Source organism: Lactobacillus sp. WILCCON 0058 (genome assembly GCF_057198005.1).
Window position 1 is genome coordinate 50,619 of sequence record NZ_JBUBHM010000001.1, and the last position, 15,104, is coordinate 65,722.

Consider the following 15,104-nt stretch of genomic DNA (forward strand, 5'->3'; position numbering starts at 1 on the left):
AGGTCAAGTGAAGAAGGGCGCACGGTGAATGCCTTGGCACTGGAAGCCGATGAAGGACGCGACTAACCGCGAAAGTCTTCGGGGAGCCGTAAGTAGGCTTTGATCCGGAGGTCTCCGAATGGGGGAACCCAGCATGTGCAGACATGCTATTCTTGTGTGAATACATAGCACAAGAAAGGAACACGCAGTGAACTGAAACATCTAAGTAGCTGCAGGAAGAGAAAGAAATATCGATTTCCCAAGTAGCGGCGAGCGAACAGGAAAGAGCCCAAACCGGCAGATTTATCTGCCGGGGTTGTAGGACTGAGACATGGCACTTCAGAGGATAGCAGAAGCGTTTGGGAAGACGCGCCAGAGAGGGTGAGAGCCCCGTAAGCGAAATCCAAAGAAGGCCTATCAGTATCCTGAGTAGGGCGGGACACGTGAAATCCCGTTTGAATCCGCGAGGACCATCTCGCAAGGCTAAATACTAACCAGTGACCGATAGTGAACCAGTACCGTGAGGGAAAGGTGAAAAGAACCCCGGGAGGGGAGTGAAAGAGAACCTGAAACCGTGTGCCTACAAGTAGTCAAAGCCCGTTAAGGGGTAATGGCGTGCCTTTTGTAGAATGAACCGGCGAGTTGCGTTAGTCAGCAAGGTTAAGTCAGAAAAGACGGAGCCGCAGCGAAAGCGAGTCTGAAGAGGGCGAGCAGTTGGCTGACGCAGACCCGAAACCAAGTGACCTACCCATGACCAGGTTGAAGGCGCGGTAAAACGCGCTGGAGGACCGAACCCACGTAAGTTGAAAATTGCGGGGATGAGTTGTGGGTAGCGGTGAAATTCCAAACGAACTTGGAGATAGCTGGTTCTCTCCGAAATAGCTTTAGGGCTAGCCTCGCAAAGAGGATGCTGGAGGTAGAGCTCTGTTTGGACTAGGGGCCCGTCAAGGGTTACTGAATTCAGATAAACTGCGAATTCCAGACATTTATGTGCGGGAGTCAGACTGCGAGTGATAAGATCCGTAGTCGAAAGGGAAACAGCCCAGATCACCAGTTAAGGTCCCAAAATTCATGCTAAGTGGAAAAGGATGTGGAGTTGCGCAGACAACTAGGACGTTGGCTCAGAAGCAGCCATCATTCAAAGAGTGCGTAATAGCTCACTAGTCGAGTGACGCCGCGCCGAAAATTTACCGGGGCTAAGCATGATACCGAAACTGTGGATGTGCATTATGCACGTGGTAGGAGAGCGTTCTAGCGGCGGAGAAGCATGACCGAGAGGACATGTGGAGCTTCTAGAAGTGAGAATGCCGGTATGAGTAACGAAAGACAGGTGAGAATCCTGTCCGCCGCAAGACTAAGGTTTCCTGGGGCAGGCTCGTCCGCCCAGGGTAAGTCGGGACCTAAGGCGAGGCCGAGAGGCGTAGTCGATGGACAACAGGTTGAGATTCCTGTACTGCACCGAATCGTTATGAGCGATGGAGGGACGCAGGAGGCTAGCAGCGCGTGGTGCTGGATACCACGTTCAAGCGTCAAGTCTGAGAGCGAGTCAAATGCTTGCTTTCATAAGGACAAGGCGTGATGAGGAGCGAAATTAAAGTAGCGAAGGCTGCGACGTCACACTGCCGAGAAAAGCTTCTAGCCAGAAACGGTGCACCCGTACCGCAAACCGACACAGGTAGTCGAGGAGAGTATCCTCAGGTGAGCGAGAGAACTCTCGTTAAGGAACTCGGCAAAATGGCCCCGTAACTTCGGGAGAAGGGGCGCTGGTCGCAAGATCAGCCGCAGTGAAAAGGCCCAAGCAACTGTTTATCAAAAACACAGGCATCTGCAAAATCGTAAGATGAAGTATAGGTGCTGACACCTGCCCGGTGCTGGAAGGTTAAGAGGAGAGCTTAGCGCAAGCGAAGGTTTGAATTGAAGCCCCAGTAAACGGCGGCCGTAACTATAACGGTCCTAAGGTAGCGAAATTCCTTGTCGGGTAAGTTCCGACCTGCACGAAAGGTGTAATGATTTGGGCACTGTCTCAACGAGAGACTCGGTGAAATTATAATACCCGTGAAGATGCGGGTTACCCGCGACAGGACGGAAAGACCCCATGGAGCTTTACTGCAGTTTAATATTGGGTATCTGTCAAGCATGTACAGGATAGGTAGGAGCCTGAGAAGATAGGACGCCAGTCTTATCTGAGGCGCTGTTGGGATACTACCCTTGCTTGACGGATGCTCTAACTCAGGCCTGTGATCCAGGCCGAGGACAGTGTTTGACGGGCAGTTTGACTGGGGCGGTCGCCTCCTAAAGTGTAACGGAGGCGCCCAAAGGTTCCCTCAGAATGGTTGGAAATCATTCGCAGAGTGTAAAGGTAAAAGGGAGCTTGACTGCGAGAGATACAGCTCGAGCAGGTACGAAAGTAGGGCTTAGTGATCTGGTGGTACCGCATGGAAGGGCCATCACTCAACGGATAAAAGCTACCCTGGGGATAACAGGCTTATCTCCCCCAAGAGTTCACATCGACGGGGAGGTTTGGCACCTCGATGTCGGCTCGTCGCATCCTGGGGCTGAAGTCGGTCCCAAGGGTTGGGCTGTTCGCCCATTAAAGCGGCACGCGAGCTGGGTTCAGAACGTCGTGAGACAGTTCGGTCCCTATCCGTCGTGGGCGCAGGAAATTTGAGAGGAGCTGTCCTTAGTACGAGAGGACCGGGATGGACGCACCGCTGGTGTACCAGTTGTCTTGCCAAAGGCATCGCTGGGTAGCTATGTGCGGACGGGATAAGCGCTGAAAGCATCTAAGTGCGAAGCCCCCCTCAAGATGAGATTTCCCATTTCTTCAAGAAAGTAAGACACCTCAGAGACGATGAGGTAGATAGGCCGGGAGTGGAAGAAGCGTGAGCTTTGGAGCGGACCGGTACTAATCAGTCGAGGACTTGACCAAAAGAGCGAAGCAATGAAGGTTTTGACTAGGAAGAGATATTCAGTTTTGAGCGTGCAAGCTCAAAGAGAGTGCGGTGGCAATGGCAAGAAGGATACACCTGTTCCCATGCCGAACACAGCAGTTAAGCTTCTTAACGCCGAAAGTAGTTGGTGGGAAACTGCCTGCGAGGATAGGAAGCTGCCGCGCGAGACAAGAGTCAGACGGAAGTCTGGCTCTTTTTTGATATATTGAAAAAATGAAGTGAATACTAACAACGGCCGGCGAAATGTCGGTCGTTTTTTTACGTTCCAACGGCCTGCGCTATGGCCACGCTAGTGGTCTGTAATAAACTAGCTACTCCTTTGGAACTACTTAAAAAGTCAAAAACAAAAGACATATTTTTTAAACCTACTAGACATACTCTTTTTGCAAGCGTATAATGTGTTTTGTAAGCGATAACACATTGGAGAGAAGTTCTAGGAGGTAATTAGAATGGCTGAAAAAACGATTATGCTGTGCTGCTCAGCAGGGATGAGTACCAGTATGCTGGTTAAGAAGATGCAAGAAGCTGCTAAGAAGGACGGCTTGGACTACGAAATTTTTGCCTGTCCAGCAGCTGAAGCTGATTCAAACTTGGAAAACAAGAACATCAGCTGCATCTTGCTTGGGCCGCAAGTCCGCTACATGCTGGCTGACTTCCAAAAGAAGGTTGAAGGCACCGATGTTCCAGTCGATGTCATCGACATGGCTGCTTACGGCATGATGGACGGAGAAAAGGTTGTTCAACAAGCTACTAAGGTAATGAGCAAGTAAAGAGCTTTTGCGTTTGTAAATTGAGGAAAAAGTGATGAGTACAGAAACTACAAAGCAGGGTGGATTCAGTGCTTTTGTCAATCAAAAGATTCTGCCACCAATTATGAAGTTTGTTAACACGAAGGCTGTTAAGGCTATCCAAGACGGGATGGTCTACTCGCTGCCATTTATCATTATTGGGTCGATCTTCTTGATCATGTCCAACTTCCCAATTCCGGCAGTGTCCCAAGCCCTGGCCAACAGTGGCTGGTCAGCCTTCTTTAGCCAGGCTTACACGGCCAGTTTCGGGATGATCTCAGTTTGGTCAGTCGTCGGGATTGCCTATGTCTATGTCAAGAATGAAAAAGTTGAGCCTCTTCCGGCTGCTTTGACTGCTCTGTCAGCCTTCCTGCTTTTGCAATTCATGCAGGTTGACAGCCCGCTGAAGGCCGCTGAAGCCAGCGGCATCAGCAACGCGGCCGGCAAGGTCGTACTGTCAGGCTCAGCCGTTACGCAAAACATCGACAAATTGCCGCACGCTTTGCAGACCTTCCTGGCTTCACCAGTCACTAACGTTTTGAACATTACCTGGTTTGGCGGCCAAGGGATGGTTGCTGCTATCATCATCGGCCTTTTGGTCGGTTGGAGCTACAGCGCCATGATGAAGAAGGGCTGGAAGATCAAGCTGCCAGAACAAGTTCCATCCAGCGTTTCCAAGCAGTTCTCAGCCATGATCCCAGCCGGTGTTGACTTGACTGCCTGCATGCTGCTGTTTGCTGCCTTCAAGACTTTTGGCAACACTGACATGTTGCAATGGATCTACCAAGTTCTGGAAATGCCGATGCAGGGTCTGTCTGACTCATGGGGCGGGGCCATCGTTATCGGCCTGGCCGTACCATTCTTCTGGTTCTTCGGCGTTCACGGCGGTTTGATCGTCGGTTCAGTTGCCGGCGCCTTCCTTCTGCCAAACACCGCGGCTAACGCTGCTTTGTACCACGCGGGCAAATTGTCTGTTGCCCAAGGGGCTCACGTTATTACCAACGAATTCTACAACAACTTCATCAACCTGACTGGTTCAGGTATTACGATCGGTTTGGTTGTCTTCACGGTTTGGTTCGCCAAGTCCCAGCAGATGAAGGCAATTGGTAAGATCGAACTCGTACCGTCAATTTTCAACATCAACGAACCATTCCTGTTCGGTTTGCCACTGGTTATGAACCCATTCCTGGCCGTGCCATTCTTCTGCGTGCCGCTGATCGTCAGCCTGTCAACTTATGGCTTGATCCGTTACGGCATCCTGCCACCGCTTAACGGTGTTGCGGCTCCATGGACCACGCCAGCTGTTCTGTCCGGTTTCTTCATTGGTGGCTGGAAGATTGCCATCTGGCAGTTCTGCGTTTTGGTAATTTCAACTTTGGTTTACTTCCCATTTGCCAAGCGTTACGACCAAGTTTTGCTGAAGCGGGAACAAGAAAACGCTGAAGCTGAAGCAAAGGCGTAAATCGACGATAATTTAGATTGAAAAAGGTTAAAAATAATGAGTGAAGAAGAACAAACTATGCAGTCCGTCATGGGCTTGATCGTCAACGCCGGCAATGCCCGGGCTTTTGCCAAGGAAGCTATTGACGCGGCTCACGAAGGTGATTTTGAAAAGGCGCACGGCAAGCTTAAGGAAGCCAACAACGCCTTGGTAGATGCTCACAACTCGCAAACTGCCATGCTGACCAAGGAAGCCAGTGGTGAACATATCCAGCTGACCTTGCTGGTTGTGCACTCGCAAGACCACTTGATGACCGCGATTACTTACATCGACCTGGCAAATGAACTGGTTTCTGTCTACGAAAAGATGGCAGAAAAGAAGTAAAGCCAGCTGGCGACAAGAACTGAAAACAAGCGGCTCATAGTTGAAAAATGTCGTCCAAGCTGACCTGGCTAGGCCAGTCATTTAACAAACAAGGTGATCAAAGAATGAATTTAGCAGCAATCGACATTGGCGGCAGCACAATCAAGTTCGCGACCTGGGAAGACGGCCGCTTGCAAAAAGTGCACGCTCTGCCAACCCCGGACAATCTGGAAGACTTCTACAGCCTTTTGGGCGGGGAAGTGGCCAAGATCAAGGCGGAAAGCGCCGTGACCGGGGTAGCCATCTCTTCACCAGGTGCCGTGAACAAGCAAAGCGGGGTCATTGAAGGGGCCAGCGCTCTGCCTTACATCCATAATTTCCCGATCGTGCCGAAATTGGAAGAAATCTTCGGCCTGCCAGTAAGCATCGAAAATGATGCCAACTGCGCGGCTCTGGCCGAACTGGCTGACGGTGCCGGCAAAAACAATTCCTCCCTGGCCTTTATGGTCATCGGTACCGGCGTCGGCGGGGCCATCATCTTCAACCGGCAGATCTGGCACGGTGCCCACCTTTACGGGGGCGAGTTCGGCTACCAAACCACGGCTGAAGCCGGCATGACCTTGAGCCAGGCTGCTTCCCCGGTCCAAATGGCTGAACGCTACAGTGAGGCCAGCGGCCATGAAGCTTCCGGCAAAGAAGTCTACGACCTGGCCAAGGCCGGCGATCCTCTGGCTCTTAAGGAAAGAAACCGGTCGATCAAGGCTTTGGCAGCTGCTATTTTCAACCTGCAGCACGGCTTTGACCCGGAAAAGATCATCATCGGCGGGGCGATTTCCAACAACCCTGACCTGCTGGGCCTTTTGAATGAAGAAATTGAACGAATCCGCCAAGAGGTGGGCATTGCCACCGTCAAGCCAGACCTGGCCGTGTGTGAATACCGCGGTGAAGCCAACTTGCGCGGCTGCGTATATGATTTTGAACAAGAACATGGAGAAGAATAATGCTGAAGTTTCCAGATGATTTTGCCTGGGGTGCTGCCTGCTCAGGCCCGCAGACTGAAGGCCGCTTTAACAAGCGTCACCGTAACGTTTTTGACTATTGGTACGACACTGACCCGCAAGCTTTTTACAATGGGGTCGGGCCGGACACGGCGTCCAACTTTTACAATGACTACAAGAAGGACCTGCCTTTGATGAAGGAAGCCGGCATCAAGCACCTGCGGACCTCAATCCAGTGGTCCCGCTTGATTGCTGACTTTGAGACGGGCGAAGTTGACCCGGACGGGGCCAAGTTCTACAGCGACCTGATCGACTGCATGCTGGAAAACGGCATTGAACCTTACATGAACCTCTGCCACTTCGACATGCCTTACGAACTGCAAAAGAAGTACGGCGGCTGGGAAGACAAGCACGTCGGCGACTTGTTCGCCAAGTTTGCTGACAAGTGCTTCGAGCTCTACGGCGACCGGGTCAAGCACTGGTTCACCTTCAACGAGCCTAAGGTTATCGTTGACGGGGCTTACCTGTACAAGTTCCACTACCCGCTCAAAGTTGACGGCCCGCTGGCTGTCCAGGTAACTTACAACATCAACCTGGCTTCCGCCAAGGCTATTCAAAAGTTCCACACCCGCTTCAATGACGACGAGCACACGGTTGGGATCATCTTGAACCTGACCCCGGCTTACCCAAGATCAAACGAGCCAGCTGACCTGGAAGCAGCGGAATTTGCCAACCTTTGGTGCGTTGACCTTTGGCTTGAGGCCGCCATCAAGGGGACCTTCCCGGAAAAAATCGTCAAGATCCTGGCTGATGATGGCGTTCTCTGGGATGCTACTCAAGAAGAACTGGACTTGATCAAGGAAAGCACGATCGACCTGCTGGGCGTCAACTACTACCAGCCAATGCGGGTTCAAGCACCAGCCATCTCTCCAAAGAGCCTGCAAGACTGGATGCCGGACATCCACTTCGACAACTACGAGATGCCAGGCCGGATCATGAACGTCGACAAGGGCTGGGAAATCTACCCGAAGGCCCTCTACGACATCTCCGTCAACCTGCGTGAAAACTATGATAACTTCCCGTGGTTTGTTTCAGAAAACGGCATGGGTGTTTCCAGAGAAGAACGCTTCCTGGACGACAAGGGTGAAGTCCAAGACGACTACCGGATCAACTTTATCCGCGACCACTTGAAGTGGCTCCACAAGGGGATCAGCGAAGGCAGCAACTGCAAGGGCTACTTCCTCTGGACTGCCATTGACAACTGGTCCTGGATGAACGCCTACCGGAACCGCTACGGCTTGATCCGCGACGACATCCACACCCAAAAGAAGACTTTGAAGAAGTCCGCTTACTGGTACCGGAAGCTGAGCGATACTAACGAACTCGACGCTGATTAAGAAAGCGGTCGACAAGCCTTGCCGGAAAGGTTTACAATGGAAGCTGTAAAGAAAAAACATGTTTTTTAAGGAGAAGCAAAACAAATGGCAGAACCATTATTTTTGGAACCAGTTTTTCATGAAAAAATTTGGGGCGGCACTGGCTTAAAAGACGAATTTGGCTACCAGATTCCCAGTGACCACACCGGTGAAGCTTGGGCAATTTCCGCCCACCCGCACGGCCCGGCGACCATCAAGAACGGCCCTTACAAGGGGATGAAGCTGAATGAGCTTTGGGACCAGCACCGGGAACTTTTTGGCAATGCCAAAGGGGATGTCTTCCCGCTTCTGACCAAGATTTTGGATGCCAACCAAGACCTGTCCGTGCAAGTGCACCCGGACAATGAATACGCCAGAATCCACGAAGGGGAATTGGGCAAGACTGAATCCTGGTACGTGATCAAGGCCAAGCCAGGCGCTAAGCTCTACTACGGCCACAATGCCCAGACCCGGGAAGAATTCGCCGAAATGGTGAAAAACGGGGAATGGAAGAAGCTCTTGCGGACCGTTCCGGTGCACGAAGGTGACTTCTTCTACGTGCCGCATGGCATGGTGCACGCTGTCGGCAGCGGCATCATGGTTTTGGAAACCCAGCAGTCCAGCGACACCACCTACCGGATGTACGACTTTGACCGGGTGGACAAGAAGACCGGCAAGCTGCGGGAACTTCACCTGCAGCAGTCAATCGACACGGTGCAAGTGCCGTTTGAGATGCCAAAGCTCAACCATGAAGAATGGGATGTTGGCGACGTTCACGTGACCCAGTTCGTTATGGCGGAATACTTCGGCGTCTTCAAGCTGGATGTTCACGGCAAGGGCGACTTTGAGATCAAGGACGGCAAGTACCGCTTGCTGTCAGTTTTGGACGGAGCTTGCGACTTGACGGTCGACGGGCAGACTTACCCGCTGAAAAAAGGTGATCATCTGATTTTGCCAACGACGATTTCCTGTTATACTTTAGATGGTCAAGCAACGATTATCGCTTCCAAACCAGGCGATGAAGCTTAAAAGACAAAATCGAAAGTTAACAGAAGCATAGGTGAGAACATGACAGATACTTTTGTAGGCAGCATTGAAGCCGGCGGCACCAAGTTCATCTTAGGCGTGCAAAACGTGGAAACTGGGGAAACGACGGCAACCAAGCGGGTGCCAACCACGACTCCGGCGGAAACTTTGGCAGCCTGCCGGGACTTCTTCAAGGAGAACCCAGTCAAGGCCATCGGGATCGGCTCTTTTGGCCCGATCGACATCGACCCGAAGTCAGAGACTTTTGGCTACATTTCCAAGACCCCAAAGCCAGGCTGGTCAAATACTGAATTGAAGGGCTACTTTGAAAAGGAACTGGGCGTACCAGCCGTTTTGACGACTGACGTCAACGCTTCCTGCTACGGGGAATACATTGCCCGCGGCCGGGATGATGAAAAGACCTACCTTTACATCACCATCGGTACTGGCGTTGGGGCTGGTGCCATCCAGCAAGGCCACTTCATCGGCTACACCAACCACTCAGAAATGGGCCACATGCGCATTCCTAAGCGGGCGGACGACAAGTATGAAGGCGGTTGTCCTTTCCACCACGACGCCTGTGGGGAAGGCCTGACGGCTGGTCCGACCATCAAGGGCAGAACCGGGATTCCTGGTGAAGACCTGGACCGCAGCCACCCAGTCTTTGACTTGATTTCCTACTACGTGGCGGAGATGCTCTACAACATCTACCTGACCATCCGGCCAGACGTCATGGTTGTCGGCGGGTCAGTTTTGAACGAAGGCGACATGCCAACGGTCAGAAAGTACTTCGCGGAAATGAACAACGACTACGTTGCCTTGCCGGACTTGGACGAACTGATCGTGCGGCCAATCGTTGCCAACAACGGTTCAGCTACCCTGGGCTGCTTTGAAATGGCCAAGGACCTGCTTAAGTAACAAGCGGAAAAACAAGATAATAGCACTAAAAAACCAGCTCAAGCGAAAGCTTGGGCTGGTTTTGTTATGGATTGATTTTTATTTCAGTTCCCCATTTTCCAGGGTCAAGGTCCGGTCATAGACTAGGCCGGGGATGTCATCGTGGCTGGCAACGACGACGGACTTGCCTTCAGTTTTCAGCCGCTCAAGCAGGTCGACAAACTGCTTGACCCCTTTCTTGTCGATGCCCCGGGTTGGTTCGTCCAAAAGAATGATGTTTTGGTCTTCCATGATAGCCTGGATGATGCCGACTTTCTGCCGCATGCCAATAGAGTATTTGCCAACGGCTTGCCGGCTGTCTGGGTCCAGGTCAAAGTCGGTGAGCAGCTTTTTGACCTTGTCTTCCTGGAACTTGTGGTGGACATTGGCCAAGAAACGCAGGTTGGCCCAGGCGGTTTCATATTCCAAAAAGCCCGGGTTTTCGATCAAGGCCCCGATCACGTCGCCGGAGTCCAGGCTGACCGTGCCGCTGTCGGCCTTAAGCAGACCAGTGATGATCTTGAATAAAGTTGACTTGCCGGATCCGTTGACCCCGACGATGTGGATCAATTCGCCCGGCTTGACAGTTAAAGAAACGTCTTTTAGGACGTCGACGTCTTTGAATTTTTTGCTGACATGAGTAACCTGTAACATTTTTCCTCCAAAAGCAAAAATCAGAAGTAGATATAGTGAGTGGCCCGGTATAAGGGGTCAAAGATAATACTGTACTTGGACAAAAGGGTGGACTGCTCCAGATTGTAGTGATAGAGCATGATCACGGCAATGGCGATGATGAAGATCAGCCAGGGGTGGCTGACTCTTAAGCTCAAAATCATGAAAAGGACACACAGGGTAAAGCAGAGCAGGTGCAAGAAGAGGAGCAGACTGCCCAAGGCCGGACTGCCCCATCTGAAGTAGTGGCGAACGCCCAGCAGGTAGGGGATGGCCAAGCCAACCGTCATGACCAGGATGTCCAGCAAAATCAGCTGGAGCAGCTTCTTTACCAGTCCAGTTTCAGCCTGGCGGATGCCAAGAAAGACAGCGATGGGGCGGACTTTAAGGATCTGGCTGAAAATGATCAAGAGGACAAAGGTCTGCAGATATAGGGAAAGCAGGTTGTTGTATAAGAAGAAGTAGACAATATCTCTTTCCTTTATAGCGTGCAGTGTATAGATGCTGGCAGCAGCAGACAGGATGAAGATCAAGGCCAGGCTAAGTTCGCGGAAGCGTTTAGTTTGTGGCAGAAGCTCGAGGTCAATATCAGCCATTTTGCACCTTCTTCAGATACCAGAATCTGATTAGGCCGGCAGCTATCAGCAGGCAAGTGGCCAGGGTCAAGAAGTAAAGACCATAGACATTGACGGGCTGGTGAGCATTTACGAATGATAACAGGCCTGGAGACATGATATTTGGCAGGAAAAACATATCTGACAAGATCAACAAAGGCCATCCCATAGCAACAAAAACCGTTGGCAACAAGATGCATAGTAGCATGATGATTGATCCACTTATCAGATACAGGCTGTTTTTCTTGATCCAAAGGCCCACTGCGAGGATAAGCAGAGAGAAGCTGCCCCAGCCGATGGCAGACATTGAGACATACAGAATTAAAGCTAGCAAGCTGTTCTGTGAAAGAGAAACGCTGGATTTGTCCCAAAGGTAAAAACTAGGATTTTGGTAGACAAAAGGACTGTAAAAGAGACTGATGATGATCATCTGATAGACGTTGATCAGAATAGCCAGACCAAAGCCAGTGACAAAGGCTCTTAGGCAGGCAGTTTTAAGATAGCCGTGATAGCCCGACCGCTGCTGGTAGTTTGAAAACGAATTGTTGTTTTTGGTAAAGACGGCGAGCGTTGATCCTATTACAGGTATCAGTGAAAATCCAAATAGGTATAAATAAAAGGGATCGTCTAATACGCCGCCAAACTGAATACCGAAAAACATATACAGAAAATTATCAGGATCAAAACGGACAATCTTATTTTGATTGATTTGGTAAAAAAGCTGGCCAGTTATCAATAACAGATAAAGACAAACCAGAGAGATAGCGATTTTTCTTGAACGACTCAATTTTTTGATTCCTTCCAAAAATAAAAGGGAGGCTGAGCGCCTCCCGTGCATTACTTGTAATCGGAACTAAAGTGCAACTTTACTCTGGTCGTACTTAGCTCATAACTTTGAGAACGAACGTCTGCGTAATAGTAATAGTTCTTTTTCCCGGAGTTGTTGCCTGCCCGTGTCGTTTGATTTAATTTCAATGGCACAGTGTTAGATCTAGTCGCGGCGTTGCTGTTGATCAAATGAACTTTATAACCAAAGGTAGCTGGCAAGGCATCTCCATTAAATGATGCATAATTAGAATTGGTCATTTTCTTGTTGGGACTGCCATAAGAGCTCCAGCGGCCATGGTCACTGACAGTTTCTTCACTGATAGTCCAGTAAGGCTTTCCAGAGGCTGAAACAACAGTAACGCCTAATGCAAAAATGGTGGTTAAAGGAACTAAAATTTTTACTAAAAGCTTATTCATTTCGAATATCCTTCCCTTTCATACAATTTGATGTTTTTTATGATAGCAATGTGAAAACGGTGTGTCAATAGAAATTTGACTTTTTCTTGACGATTTTGAAAAAAATGCAAAAAGACCAACCCAAGATGTCTTGAGTTGGTCTTTTAAAGAGTGTTATTTCAGTTCCCCGTTTTCCAGGGTCAAGGTCCGGTCATAGACTAGGCCGGGGATGTCATCGTGGCTGGCAACGACGACGGACTTGCCTTCAGTTTTCAGCCGCTCAAGCAGGTCGACAAACTGCTTGACCCCTTTTTTGTCGATGCCCCGGGTTGGTTCGTCCAAAAGAATGATGTTTTGGTCTTCCATGATGGCCTGGATGATGCCAACTTTCTGCCGCATGCCAATAGAGTATTTGCCAACGGCTTGCCGGCTGTCTGGGTCCAGGTCAAAGTCGGTGAGCAGCTTTCTGACCTTGTCTTCCTGGAACTTATGGTGGACATTGGCCAAGAAACGCAGATTGGCCCAGGCGGTTTCATATTCCAGAAAGCCCGGGTTTTCGATCAAGGCCCCGATCACATCGCCGGAGTCCAGACTGACCGTGCCGCTGTCGGCCTTAAGCAGGCCAGTGATGATCTTGAATAAAGTTGACTTGCCAGACCCGTTGACCCCAACGATGTGGATCAATTCGCCCGGCTTGACAGTTAAAGAAACATCTTTGAGAACGTCGGCGTCTTTAAATTTCTTGCTGACATGAGTAACCTGTAACATTTTTCCTCCAAAAGCAAAAATCAGAAGTATATATGGTGAGTGGCCCGGTATAAGGGGTCAAAGATAATACTGTACTTGGACAAAAGGGTGGACTGCTCCAGATTGTAGTGGTAGAGCATGATCACGGCTATGGCGATGATGAAGATCAGCCAAGGGTGGCTGACTTTTAAGCTTAAAAGCATGAAGAGGGCACATAAGGCAAAGCAGAGCAGGTGCAAGAAGAGGAGCTGAATGCCCATGGGCGGACTGCCCCATCTAAAGTAGTGGCGAACGCCCAGCAGGTAGGGGATAGCCAAGCCAACCGTCATGACCAGGATATCCAGCAAGATCAGCTGGAGCAGCTTCTTTACCAGTCCAGTTCCAGCCTGGCGGATGCCAAGAAAGACAGCAATGGGGCGGACTTTAAGGATCTGGCCGAAAATGATCAAGAGGACGAAGGTCTGCAGATATAGGGAAAGCAGATTGTTGTATAAGAAGAAGTAGACAATGTCTCTTTCCTTTATGGCGTGCAGTGTATAGATGCTGGCAGCAGCAGACAGGATGAAGATCAAGGCCAGGCTAAGTTCGCGGAAGCGTTTGGTTTGCGGCAGAAGCTCGAGGTCAATATCAGCCATTTTGCACCTTCTTCAGATACCAAAATCTGATTAGACCGGCAACTATCAGCAGGCAGGTGGCCAGGGTCAGGAAGTAAAGACCGTAGACATTGACAGGCTGGTGAGCATTCACGAATGATAACAGGCCTGGAGACATGATGTTTGGCAGGAAGAACATATCTGACAAGATCAACAAAGGACCACTGTTGGCAGTTATAAGTGTAGGAGTTAAGATACAGATCAACATAATAATAGTACCGCTTACCAGATACAGGCTGTTTTTGGTGATCAAAAGGCCAACTGCAAGGATAAGTAAGGAAAAACTGCCCCAGCCGATGGCAGACATTAAAACATACAGAATTAAAGCTACCAAGCTATTCTGTGAAAGAGAAACGCCACCGGAATTGTCCCAAAGGAAAAAACTGGGATTTTGGTAGACAAAAGGACTGTAAAAGAGGCTGATAATAATCATTTGATAGATATTGATCAGCACAGCCAGACCAAAGCCGGTGCCAAAAGCTCTTAAGCAGGCAGTTTTAAGATAGCCATGATAGCCCGACCGCTGCTGGTAATTTGAAAACGAATTATTGTTTTTGGTAAAGACGGCGAGCGCTGATCCTATTACAGGTATCAATGAAAATTCAAGTAGGTATAGAGAGAAGGCATCGTCTAACACGCCGCCAAACTGAATACCGAAAAACATATACAGAAAATTATCAGGATCAAAACGGACAATCTTATTTTGATTGATTTCATAAAAAATCTGCCAGGTTACCAATATTAGATAAAGGCAAACCAGAGAGATGGCGATTTTCCTTGAACGACTCAATTTTTTAACTCCTTCCAAAAATAAAAGGGAGGCTGAGCGCCTCCCGTGCATTACTTGTAATCGGAACTAAAGTGCAGCTTTACTCTGGTCGTATTTGGCTCATACTTTTTAGAGCGAACATCGGCGTAATAGTGGTAGCCCTTTTTCCCTGAATTATCATGAGCTCTAGTAGTATGATTCAGTTCCAATGGAACTGTACCAGATCTTGTGGCTGCCTTGTTATTGATCAAGTGAACCTTATAGCCAAAGCTTGCCGGTAATGCGTCACCATTGAATGACGCGTAATTGGAGTTGGTCATCTTCTTGTTGGGACTGCCATAAGAGCTCCAACGACCATGATCGCTAACGGTTTCTGAACTGATTGTCCAGTATGCTTTGCCTGAGGCAGAAACAACAGTAACGCCTAATACAAAGACAGTGGTTAAAGGAACTAAGACTTTGAGTAAAAGCTTACTCAATCAAAACATCTTCTTTCTTAAAAATTAATTCTTTCCTAAAACCAACTCA

The 15,104-nt window shown here is 49.6% G+C and carries 15 protein-coding genes and 2 rRNA genes; 9 read left to right on the top strand and 8 right to left on the bottom strand.

Annotated features, from left to right (window positions below; all coding sequences use genetic code 11):
- Position 1 precedes the first annotated feature (1 nt).
- The 9 genes from ACYVUU_RS00260 to ACYVUU_RS00300 all read left to right on the top strand — a co-directional run bounded on the left by ACYVUU_RS00260 (position 2) and on the right by ACYVUU_RS00300 (position 9,879).
- Positions 2-2,908 (top strand): 23S ribosomal RNA (locus ACYVUU_RS00260).
- Positions 2,909-2,977: 69 nt separating this feature from the next.
- Positions 2,978-3,094: ribosomal RNA gene (rrf, locus tag ACYVUU_RS00265) — 5S ribosomal RNA — on the top strand.
- A 285-nt stretch (positions 3,095-3,379) separates the two neighbouring features.
- Positions 3,380-3,700 (top strand): PTS sugar transporter subunit IIB, encoded by a 321-nt coding sequence (locus tag ACYVUU_RS00270; protein WP_484499220.1) that lies wholly within the window; start codon positions 3,380-3,382, stop codon positions 3,698-3,700.
- 34 nt (positions 3,701-3,734) lie between these two features.
- Complete coding sequence (locus tag ACYVUU_RS00275; RefSeq protein WP_484499609.1) at positions 3,735-5,180, top strand: PTS sugar transporter subunit IIC; 1,446 nt, start codon at positions 3,735-3,737, stop codon at positions 5,178-5,180.
- Between the two features lie 36 nt (positions 5,181-5,216).
- Positions 5,217-5,543 (top strand): PTS lactose/cellobiose transporter subunit IIA, encoded by a 327-nt coding sequence (locus tag ACYVUU_RS00280; RefSeq protein WP_439776289.1) that lies wholly within the window; start codon positions 5,217-5,219, stop codon positions 5,541-5,543.
- A gap of 104 nt (positions 5,544-5,647) precedes the next feature.
- Positions 5,648-6,523 (top strand): ROK family protein, encoded by an 876-nt coding sequence (locus ACYVUU_RS00285; RefSeq protein ID WP_484499610.1) that lies wholly within the window; start codon positions 5,648-5,650, stop codon positions 6,521-6,523.
- On the top strand, positions 6,523-7,917 hold the full coding sequence (locus ACYVUU_RS00290) for a glycoside hydrolase family 1 protein (protein ID WP_484499334.1): 1,395 nt from the start codon (positions 6,523-6,525) through the stop codon (positions 7,915-7,917). The genes ACYVUU_RS00285 and ACYVUU_RS00290 overlap by 1 nt, the downstream gene beginning before the upstream one ends.
- Before the next feature lie 84 nt (positions 7,918-8,001).
- Positions 8,002-8,964, top strand: coding sequence for a mannose-6-phosphate isomerase, class I (gene manA / locus ACYVUU_RS00295; protein ID WP_484499333.1), 963 nt, complete (start codon positions 8,002-8,004; stop codon positions 8,962-8,964).
- Between the two features lie 39 nt (positions 8,965-9,003).
- Positions 9,004-9,879, top strand: a complete 876-nt coding sequence (locus ACYVUU_RS00300) for an ROK family protein (protein ID WP_484499332.1) — start codon at positions 9,004-9,006, stop codon at positions 9,877-9,879.
- Between the two features lie 78 nt (positions 9,880-9,957).
- Here ACYVUU_RS00300 and ACYVUU_RS00305 read toward each other — a convergent pair whose 3' ends face one another.
- The 8 genes from ACYVUU_RS00305 to ACYVUU_RS00340 form a co-directional block, all read right to left on the bottom strand.
- On the bottom strand, positions 9,958-10,551 hold the full coding sequence (locus tag ACYVUU_RS00305; protein WP_484499331.1) for an ABC transporter ATP-binding protein: 594 nt from the start codon (positions 10,549-10,551) through the stop codon (positions 9,958-9,960).
- A gap of 20 nt (positions 10,552-10,571) precedes the next feature.
- Positions 10,572-11,165 carry a hypothetical protein gene (locus tag ACYVUU_RS00310; protein WP_484499327.1) on the bottom strand — a complete coding sequence of 198 codons (594 nt, stop codon included), beginning with the start codon at positions 11,163-11,165 and terminating at the stop codon, positions 10,572-10,574.
- A complete protein-coding gene (locus ACYVUU_RS00315; protein ID WP_484499611.1) occupies positions 11,158-11,988 on the bottom strand; it encodes a hypothetical protein in 831 nt (276 codons plus the stop codon). Before ACYVUU_RS00315 ends, ACYVUU_RS00310 begins: the two co-directional genes overlap by 8 nt.
- A gap of 32 nt (positions 11,989-12,020) precedes the next feature.
- Positions 12,021-12,428 carry a choline-binding protein gene (locus tag ACYVUU_RS00320; RefSeq protein ID WP_484499329.1) on the bottom strand — a complete coding sequence of 136 codons (408 nt, stop codon included), beginning with the start codon at positions 12,426-12,428 and terminating at the stop codon, positions 12,021-12,023.
- 153 nt (positions 12,429-12,581) lie between these two features.
- A complete protein-coding gene (locus ACYVUU_RS00325; protein ID WP_484499328.1) occupies positions 12,582-13,175 on the bottom strand; it encodes an ABC transporter ATP-binding protein in 594 nt (197 codons plus the stop codon).
- A gap of 20 nt (positions 13,176-13,195) precedes the next feature.
- Complete coding sequence (locus ACYVUU_RS00330; RefSeq protein ID WP_484499612.1) at positions 13,196-13,789, bottom strand: hypothetical protein; 594 nt, start codon at positions 13,787-13,789, stop codon at positions 13,196-13,198.
- On the bottom strand, positions 13,782-14,597 hold the full coding sequence (locus ACYVUU_RS00335) for a hypothetical protein (protein WP_484499613.1): 816 nt from the start codon (positions 14,595-14,597) through the stop codon (positions 13,782-13,784). The genes ACYVUU_RS00330 and ACYVUU_RS00335 overlap by 8 nt, the downstream gene beginning before the upstream one ends.
- A gap of 50 nt (positions 14,598-14,647) precedes the next feature.
- A complete protein-coding gene (locus ACYVUU_RS00340) occupies positions 14,648-15,055 on the bottom strand; it encodes a choline-binding protein (RefSeq protein WP_484499614.1) in 408 nt (135 codons plus the stop codon).
- Between the last annotated feature and the right edge of the window lie 49 nt (positions 15,056-15,104).

Excerpts from the sequence above, each read along its gene's own strand:
- ACYVUU_RS00275 (WP_484499609.1), top strand. The coding sequence starts at position 3,735 with ATGAGTACAGAAACTACAAAGCAGGGTGGATTCAGTGCTTTTGTCAAT.
- ACYVUU_RS00285 (WP_484499610.1), top strand. The coding sequence starts at position 5,648 with ATGAATTTAGCAGCAATCGACATTGGCGGCAGCACAATCAAGTTCGCG.
- ACYVUU_RS00305 (WP_484499331.1), bottom strand. The coding sequence starts at position 10,551 with ATGTTACAGGTTACTCATGTCAGCAAAAAATTCAAAGACGTCGACGTC.
- ACYVUU_RS00325 (WP_484499328.1), bottom strand. The coding sequence starts at position 13,175 with ATGTTACAGGTTACTCATGTCAGCAAGAAATTTAAAGACGCCGACGTT.
- ACYVUU_RS00270 (WP_484499220.1), top strand. The coding sequence starts at position 3,380 with ATGGCTGAAAAAACGATTATGCTGTGCTGCTCAGCAGGGATGAGTACC.
- ACYVUU_RS00290 (WP_484499334.1), top strand. The coding sequence starts at position 6,523 with ATGCTGAAGTTTCCAGATGATTTTGCCTGGGGTGCTGCCTGCTCAGGC.
- ACYVUU_RS00310 (WP_484499327.1), bottom strand. The coding sequence starts at position 11,165 with ATGGCTGATATTGACCTCGAGCTTCTGCCACAAACTAAACGCTTCCGC.
- manA (WP_484499333.1), top strand. The coding sequence starts at position 8,002 with ATGGCAGAACCATTATTTTTGGAACCAGTTTTTCATGAAAAAATTTGG.
- ACYVUU_RS00320 (WP_484499329.1), bottom strand. The coding sequence starts at position 12,428 with ATGAATAAGCTTTTAGTAAAAATTTTAGTTCCTTTAACCACCATTTTT.
- ACYVUU_RS00280 (WP_439776289.1), top strand. The coding sequence starts at position 5,217 with ATGAGTGAAGAAGAACAAACTATGCAGTCCGTCATGGGCTTGATCGTC.
- ACYVUU_RS00300 (WP_484499332.1), top strand. The coding sequence starts at position 9,004 with ATGACAGATACTTTTGTAGGCAGCATTGAAGCCGGCGGCACCAAGTTC.
- ACYVUU_RS00330 (WP_484499612.1), bottom strand. The coding sequence starts at position 13,789 with ATGGCTGATATTGACCTCGAGCTTCTGCCGCAAACCAAACGCTTCCGC.